Annotated in this window: 5 protein-coding genes; 2 read left to right on the forward strand and 3 right to left on the reverse strand. The window is 61.0% G+C overall.

The window, feature by feature from the left end:
• Positions 1-355: 355 nt before the first annotated feature.
• The gene (locus SY1_RS02245) at positions 356-874 is read right to left on the reverse strand and encodes an ankyrin repeat domain-containing protein (protein ID WP_279369712.1); all 519 of its coding nucleotides are present in this window, start codon (positions 872-874) and stop codon (positions 356-358) included.
• A gap of 659 nt (positions 875-1,533) precedes the next feature.
• On the opposite strand from SY1_RS02245, the gene SY1_RS02250 reads away from it, so the two are divergent.
• On the forward strand, positions 1,534-2,583 hold the full coding sequence (locus SY1_RS02250; protein ID WP_208872600.1) for a methionine ABC transporter ATP-binding protein: 1,050 nt from the start codon (positions 1,534-1,536) through the stop codon (positions 2,581-2,583).
• On the forward strand, positions 2,564-3,244 hold the full coding sequence (locus tag SY1_RS02255) for a methionine ABC transporter permease (protein ID WP_208872601.1): 681 nt from the start codon (positions 2,564-2,566) through the stop codon (positions 3,242-3,244). The genes SY1_RS02250 and SY1_RS02255 overlap by 20 nt, the downstream gene beginning before the upstream one ends.
• Before the next feature lie 263 nt (positions 3,245-3,507).
• Here the strand turns inward: SY1_RS02255 and SY1_RS02260 are convergent, their stop codons facing one another.
• On the reverse strand, positions 3,508-7,728 hold the full coding sequence (locus tag SY1_RS02260) for a C10 family peptidase (protein WP_243440698.1): 4,221 nt from the start codon (positions 7,726-7,728) through the stop codon (positions 3,508-3,510).
• 46 nt (positions 7,729-7,774) lie between these two features.
• Positions 7,775-8,357 (reverse strand): hypothetical protein (locus SY1_RS02265; protein WP_208872603.1); only part of this gene is annotated, 583 nt, incomplete at its 5' end.

The raw sequence follows: 8,357 nt of genomic DNA on the forward strand, positions 1-8,357 counted from the left end.
TGGTGTGGGCAGTTCAGGCTCTTGATCCCTGCGTAGACAGGCTCGCCACCTTCCCCTCATCCGTCAGGTCTTTCAAGAAGGAGCAAATCTTGTCGGCGACGTACAGTTTGAGGGCATACTTGCTTTCACCCCTCTAACGATACTTTTTATCAATGAAACAATACACGGCGACAATAAACATCACACCCCACATAACCAGGAATTCCCCGCAGGTTGGAATTTTTCCACTTGTACTTAGGGGAGTTATGGAATTCATAATCATAATGAACATTGCACTTCACTCCTTTTCTCCAGAAACATCCCCAAAATCTATCCAAGACTGCCTATCCTGAAGATAATTCGCTCACCGTTCATTTCAGAACGGCCAGTACCAAGGCTTCCACCTCTTGCCACCGACGCTCTTGAGGTATTCCGCAACCATCGTATTTCCACACACCTCGGCCATGTCGAGCGGCGTGCTCTTTTTACCTTGACTGCGTAGAGCGTTGACCTCAGCCCCAGCCTCGACCAGGGCTTTCGCCACCTTCAGGAAGTCGGTTCCATCCCTTCCCGTGCGCTTCAGCATCTCGCTGAAGCTCTCCCATTCTCCCGAAGGTCTTTGGTCTGTCAGGGTTATTCCCGTCGACATGTGTAAAGGCGTTACACCCTCCATGCGGACATTGGGATTGGCCCCGCGTTCCAGCAGAGCGGACACCACCCGCCGCAGCCCCATGCCGGAGGCGAAACAAAGAGGCGTCACTCCTTCGTTGTTGCTGGCGTTGACATCAGCTCCCGACTGAATCAACAGGAGCACCACCTCTTCATATCTTCCTAACGTCGCCTCATGCAGCGCTGTTTTTCCCTTCTTAGTTCCAAGTCTATATCCATGAAGCACAAAAACGATGTGTTTTTATCCTATCAAGGTTGCCGCACCGTGTCAAGAGGGGAAACAAGAGGTTGTCGTCAATTTTCTAAAAAGAGGATTAAAACATAAACATTACTTGCGACAGGGCTTTCAAAAAAGAAGGGCTGCCAGCTCCTGATACCAATTCGCGTCTAATGTGGATTGCCTCCCCTGAAAGGGGGACTGACGAGCCCTGCAAGGGCGAGACTGGCGCCCCGTGAGCGGTAGCGAACGGCAAGCCGGAAGGCTCCCCGAAGGGGGGACTGAGGGGTTGTTTTGGCCCCGCAGGGGCTGGGGCCGGCGGCTGAAAAATTTGACAACGGAGGTCCCCTGAGGTATACTGCGCAGCATAAATTTTCGAGGATGGGAGATCGTGGGATGAAGCCTGAAACCGGGATCGTTCTTTTCGTGGGCGGCATGATGATGTGCATGGGCATGATGATGCGCATGTGCACAATGGATGCTGTCCGCTGAGGGTTTCAGGGGTCCTGTGCCGGGAGGCCCGGTCCATAGAGATCGAAGCGGGGAGCGGTGAAGCCCCGCTTTTTTTATTGGCGGGAGCGCGGTGCGTCCCGCTTTTTTTGTAGGCTGACAGGTTGGGCGGATGTCGGAAGAACGGCGTCGGCTCCTTGACTTAGGGGGAATGTGGCTTGATTGAGCTTGAGCACATCGTGAAGCGGTTCAGGGCGGACGGGGGCACGGCGGTGGACGCTGTGAACGACGTCTCCCTGAGGGTGGAGGACGGAGAGATCTACGGCATCATCGGCTTCTCCGGCGCGGGCAAGTCCACGCTGGTGCGGTGCATCAACCTGCTGGAGCGCCCCACGTCGGGCTCCGTCCGAATCGACGGCGTGGAGATGACGGAGCTGGCCCCGAAGGACCTCTATCGGGCGCGGCGGAAGATCGGGATGATCTTCCAGCAGTTCAACCTGATGCCTTCTCGAACGGTGGGGCAGAACGTGGCCTACCCCCTGGCGGGCAGCGGCCTGTCGCGGGAGCAGGTGCGGGAGAAGGTTCGGGAGCTCCTGTCGCTGGTGGACATCCTGGACAAGGAGGGGACCTACCCCTCGGAGCTGTCGGGGGGGCAGAAGCAAAGGGTGGCCATCGCGCGGGCCCTGGCCAACGAGCCGAAGATCCTGCTGTGCGACGAGGCGACCTCGGCGCTGGACCCGCAGACCACCGCGTCGATCCTGCGCCTGATCCGGGAGCTGAACCGCAGGCTGGGCCTGACGGTGGTGGTCATCACTCACGAGATGGAGGTGGTGAAGAGCATCTGCAGCCGCACGGCGGTGATGGAGCGGGGGCGGATCGTGGAGGAGGGCAGCGTCTTCGACATCTTTGCGACGCCACAGCACCGGACGACGAAGAACTTCGTGCGCTCCACGTCCCACCTCGCCAAGGCGGAGGAGCTGGTGTGGAACGACTCGAACGTCGTGAACCTGAGGCGGGGCGAGATCCTGGCGCGCCTCACCTACCTCCAGAACAGCGTCTCGACGCCCCTCATCTCGTCGACGGCCCGGAAGTTCGACATCGACCTGAACATCATCCTGGCGGACGTGGAGATCGTGGCGGACGCGCTGGTGGGCGGCACGGTGGTGATCTTCCAGGGCGAGCGGCGGAGGATCGAGGACGCGATCGAGTATCTGAGACAGCACAGCGTAAGGGTGGAGGTGATCAAGGATGCAGACGTTTCTGACTGAGGCGCTGCCGAACCTGATGAAGCGGCTTCCGGAGTTCTGGAAGGCCGTCGGCGACACGATCCTGATGGAGGTGTGGGCCGGGTCCATCTGCTTCGTCGTGGGGCTGTTCCTCGGCGTGGTGCTGACGGTGACGAGGCCGGGCGGAATCCTGGAACGGCCCGCGCTCTATCACGTGCTGGACAAGCTGGTGAACCTGTTTCGGTCCATCCCCTTCATCATCCTGCTGACGGCCCTGATGCCCCTCTCCCGCCTCCTGACGGGCACGGCCATCTACGTGCGCGGCGCCATCGTGCCGCTGGTGTTCGGGGCGGCGCCCTTCTTTACGCGCCAGGTGGAGTCCGCCCTGGCCCAGATGGACAAGGGGCTGGTGGAGGCGGCGCTCTCCATGGGATCGAGCCCCCTCGAGGTCATCTTCCGCGTGTACCTGCGGGAGAGCGTCGCCCCCATCGCGCGAGGCACCACCATCACCGCCATCAGCCTGCTGGGCCTGACGGCCATGGCCGGCGCCGTGGGCGCGGGAGGGCTGGGCGACTTTGCCATCCGCTACGGGCACGACCGAAACATGACGGACATCACGTGGGTGACGGTGATCCTCCTCGTGGCCGCGGTCAGCGTCGTCCAGTGGCTGGGCGAGCGCATCGCGCGCCGGAGCACCCACTGATTTTTCGAGGAGGCGCGCGCCCCGGTGCGGGACGGTCGGCGCTCTCTTGAAGCTTGCCCTGGGGTTGGGAAACGTAATCATTGCTGTTCTGTCAATTAACAACGAGGCACTGAAGCACTGGAGTGCAGCGGGGCGGCATGACGGTGCCTCTCATCCCCTGCCGCCATCTTTCGGAAAAGTGCGGGGGGCCTCCGGTCCGGAGGCCCCCGCTTAAAAGCGCTATGCGGCGCACCCTTCGACGCGCCCAACGCGTGCACCGGCTCTCACCGTTGCGGGACGTCCTTCCACTGCCAGGTCGTCCCGTCCGCGAACACGATCGCGTCCGGGTGGTGGAAGCCCGTGAACCATCCCGCCTTCTTGAACGTCACGCTCCCTCCCGGCAGCACCACCTTCACGCTGCCGCCGTGACGCTCAAGATGCACCTCTTTCGGCGCTATCCCAGGCCCCAGACGCAGTACCCCACGACGCTGACCCGATTTCTGCCCGAAGAAGTAGAAGTCCACCGTGTCCTCTCCGTCGCCCCGGTTCCAGATGAAGGTCTTGTGCGACTTGCCACCAAACAGGCTCCAGGTGTGGATGAAGTCGTCTCCGGGGCCACCGACGAACACGTCGTCGCCCCTTCCTCCCTTCAGCCGGTCTTCTCCCTCCAGCCCATAGAGCACCGCCGTCTCCCCTTTACGGCTGCGCGTCTTCATCCGGTCCGCTCCGCTGCCGCCCTTCTGCACCCCGAACGGAATCTCCACACGCCTCTCCGTCTCCTCCGCCGTCCAGACCGTGCCGTCCACGAAGACAACCCGGTCCAAACGCGCCCTGGCATCCCGATACCAGTCCTCCACCGTCGTGCTGGCCGATTCCGCTCCCCTTTCATTTGGCAGGGAGAAGACCAGGTCGCCGCCACTGCGGCGGAGCCACACCGTCTCGGGGACGATCCCAGGGCCGAAGTGCAGCTCGTCAACGTCCTGCGCCCCGCTGCTGCGGTTCGAGATCGTGTCGTGGCCGCCGCCCAGGGTCTGGACGTAGATGTCGTCGCCCTCCTTCCCCTCCAGCCAGTTGTCTCCCGCACTCCCAACCAGCACGTCCGCTCCATCCGTCCCCAGGAGCTCGCTGTCGCCCTCCGACGCGATCAGGACGTTACGCCCCGGATACTTCTCGCGGTAGTGGGCCAACTCTTCGACCGTCCCGCCGCCCCCGCTCTGCTTCCTCACCGTCACGGAGCAGACCGCCCGCACGGTTGCATCCGCTGCGGAGGTCGCCGTGATCTGCGCCGTCCCGACCCCGACGGCCTGGACGCTCCCGCCCGACACCGTCGCGACGGCAGGGGCTGACGTGCTCCACACGATCCGCTTGTCCGTCGCGTCCGGCGGTGCGACGAGGGCGCTCGGCTGCGCCGTCTCCCCAGGCCTCAGGGTCAGGGACGAGGGCGTCAGGACGATGGAGGCAATGGGCACGTCCGAGCTGACGGGCACGTCCCCGCTCGCGGGGGGCGTGACGCCGCCCGCCGCCCAGCTCTCCACTTCCTCCGCCGTCAGGCTCAGGCCGTCCGCAAAGGCGATCTCCCTCAGCTTTTTGCCCGCGCCGGAGTACCAGTCCCGCACCGTGACGGATCCCAGCCTTCTCTTGTTCTCATCCAGCAGGGTGATGACGATGTCCTTGCCAACCCTCTCAACGCCCATGGCGGAGAGCTCCACACCGCTGCCAATCCACAGCGTGGACTTCGCGCTGTCGTTGACGATCGTGTCGTCGCCGCCCCGCAGCTCCCAGGTGTAGAGGTTCTCGCCGCTGCCGCCCACGTACGTGTCGTCACCCGGCCCTCCGATGAACACGTCCACGCTCGCCGGGTTCGAGGCGCCCACCAGCACGTTGGCGCCGTCGTCGCCGCTGATGACGTTCAGGGTCGCCTGCCAGGCGTTCGGGTCGTAGCCCGGGTCGCCGTTGTCAAGCGGGTGGACCCCCTCCAGACAGAAGGCCACCACGACCTGGCGGGGCATGAAGCCCTTCGCCTCGTTCAGCTTCATCCGCCACGTGCCCACGCGGTCCACCCCCTCCGGCGCCACGTCCGCGGACACCGCGAAGGACGCCCGCGTGCCGTTGAGCTTCTGCCGGGCAAACAGCTCCCCGTCCGGCGTGAAGAGCGATACGTCGAGGGCGTGCAGCGTCTCCGTCGGAGGCAGGTCGAGTCCCAGCCTCTGGTCCGTGACCTGAAGCACGAAGGTCACGTCCCCGGACAGGGAGCACTCCACCTCGAAGTCCCGTGAGGCGGCCCTGCCCAGTTCCATGCTGCCGAGGCTGTCCCGCTGCACGGCGTCGCCGGAGACTCCAGCCTTGCTCAGCTCCGCCGCGGCCTCCCGCGTCGTCCGCCGCTCCTGCGCATACCGCACCGGCCCGGCCACAAGCTCGCGCATCAGCTTCTTCGCCTCCGGCGACGCGGCGACGGAGAGGTTCGGGTCCGCCGTGAAGGACGTGTAGATCACCTTCCCCTTTCCGAGGTCGAACTCCACCGCCATGGGGAAGAACTGCCGTTCCGCACCGAGGCTCGTCGGGCCACCGGTCAGGACCACGACCTCGCCCATGGCGAGGATGCGGATGCCGTCCGGCAGGGACTTGTACATCAGGGGCGCCTCGAGGTCCGGGGTGAACTGGACGGCGACGCGGCCCATGCCCGTCTCCTTCGCGAGGCGGCCCTTCAGGTCCACCCCGACGGCGTTGGGCGACGTGTGGCGTATCGCCCCCTTGCTGTAGAAGCCCAGCGGTTTTCCGGCCCTCGCAGCGAGGCGCTGGGCGAAGGGCCAGGACTCGCCGCAGATGAAGACGATTCCGCCGTCCGCCGCAACCTTTTCCGCCTTCGTCATCAGCTCACCGATCCACGGGAACCGCCCCGCCCCCAACGACAGGAAGGTATTGTACGGAAACGTGTCGACAAAAAAGGCGTCCGTTCCCTCTCCAGTCCATCGGCTGTTCAGCCGCTTGCCGAAGCCCGACAGGCACCATTGATTGAAGCCGCTGTCGTCGCTGGCGTTTTCGGAAGACTGAATCAAGGCCTTCAACCCTTTCGTATCCGCCCCTGTTCCGATAACCACGGATTCGTCCAGGATGAAGTCCACGGGCCAGAAATTACGGCTTTGAAGGTGATACGTCCCCCCAAAGATTCCAGGCAACGTTGCGCCTAAATGCCCCACATCAGAATCGTCGTCTTTATCGCCGACCGGCAACATCCTTGACGCTACCAGGACAGCTCCATCCGCCTTGTTTATGAGCCTGACGGCTGCGTTATTGAGAAGCCGTCCCCACTCTATGGGATATCTCAGCGCATAGTGCCCGTTGGCTTTAGCCTGCGTCACCCCGCTCTTATCCAAACCGAAAGGAATCAGCTGTGCCTGCATCTCGTAATCAGCACAGGCGTCGCCGGAGAGCAGCTCCAGTTCCCCATCGCTCTTCCTGAGAAAGAGCCTCCCCCCGATAACCCCCCCCTCGTCCTTTGAGCATATATTGTAGTTGATGGCGGTTACCTTCGTATACCGACCAATGCTCACGACCTCAGTACGATCCTCCAGGTCGTACCACCCATCCACGCTTCTATCTCCCTCGTTCAAAACCAGGTGATAAAGAAGTTTTTTAAAATTATCATTGCACTTACCCCCGTAGTTCTCCTGGACGAACTTATCGCTGGCATAGGCATAGCCATCGACAACAATGGCATGACTTGCTCGAGGATCATCTTCAAACCCTGCAAGCTGTATCATCACCGGCATGCCCATCTCAAGGCTGGGCGTGATGGTCTCCTCTGTTTCTTCTCGCGTTAAATCCGCAAGGTTGAAGAATAAGGCAAGCTGATTGCATCCGTAATAACGCGCGTCTTTGTAAAAGAAATACTTCTTGAGAATCCCCGGAGCCTTGAAAAAATATGAATTTCCCGCTGAAGATTTATACTCCGTCCTCATGGCTGCGCCAATATCGCGCAGGAACACGGCCATTTCATCCCTTCGGGGATCGGCGGAAGCGACGGGCGACAGGTCTGAGGACACGGGGTAAGGGATCATCAGGTCCCATTTATAGAAATTGCCCCTGTCCGAGCCTCCCTTCATCTTAACCCGTTTCCAGTTAAAAGGGTTTAAAAGGTTGCCGACAGAAATCGTAAACTCAGTGTCCGTATCCAGGGCCTCTCCGGGCAGCGCGGAGGCGCTGGGGTAGGCATTGGCGTACATTATTGTCCCCATCGAAGTGTTGACACACCCGGCTTGGGCGTGCTGAAGCCCCTCCTGCCCCTTCGCCACCTTATCGAGGGAGACGTTGAAGTAAGGCTCGCCGCTTACCGTCCCCACAAAATTCCAGCATATCGGGGCGCCCTGGTATTGCAGCAACGGCGGAACGACCTCCTGGTCTATATGCCCCTCCTCAGGTTTAGCGCAACTGATAGCACACCCCTCATCACAGGGCATCAGCAGGCCCAACAGCACGGCAAAGAAAACAAAATACCCCTTTCTCATGAACAACACACCCCTCTTTCTAAGATTTTGCGGAGAACTAAACGCCCTACGGCACCCTGACGCAGGGGAACGGCTCGACGTTCAAAAACATAACCAGCGGGATGTACATGTTGTCAAGAATACGCCACTTTTCATCACCCCGGTAGTCATAATCATCCATCGTTACAAGAGCCGGGTGTTTGAAATCCGGCACGGCAAGTACCGGGCCATTAAGCAAAAGACAATTCCCCATAGGCTTCGCCTTTGAGAGGCGCTCAGCAAAAAGAGCATCCCACAACGATTTATCCGTGTAATAGACGTCGCGCGACACTTCGGAGGAGAGCTCAAAGTAGCCCTTATTTGAAAGAGCGGCCTTCAATATATCATACTCAAACCGCGGCGAAAAAAATATCAATGAAGCGGTTTTGTTGAGGTCGACGTCAAGATAGCACACGTTGTCACGAAGGATAAAACGAAGCGCTCCGGCGTCAAAAAGCACCTTGTAGTTCACGCTTTCCATGGAAACGGCCGTTCCCCGGGCATCCGTTGAAGCGGCAATCTCCCCCAGGGTGCGCAGAAATTCTTCCCGGTCCGTCAGAAGGTAGTTTTCGTCCAGGCCGCGCCTGTCATAGACCGCTCTCAGCACATCA

It is taken from the genome of Fretibacterium fastidiosum, from assembly GCF_000210715.1.
In the GTDB taxonomy this organism is placed as follows: Bacteria; Synergistota; Synergistia; order Synergistales; family Aminobacteriaceae; genus Fretibacterium; species Fretibacterium fastidiosum.

Coding starts and splice junctions, on each gene's coding strand:
- SY1_RS02260 (WP_243440698.1), bottom strand. CDS start 7,728: ATGAGAAAGGGGTATTTTGTTTTCTTTGCCGTGCTGTTGGGCCTGCTG.
- SY1_RS02255 (WP_208872601.1), top strand. CDS start 2,564: ATGCAGACGTTTCTGACTGAGGCGCTGCCGAACCTGATGAAGCGGCTT.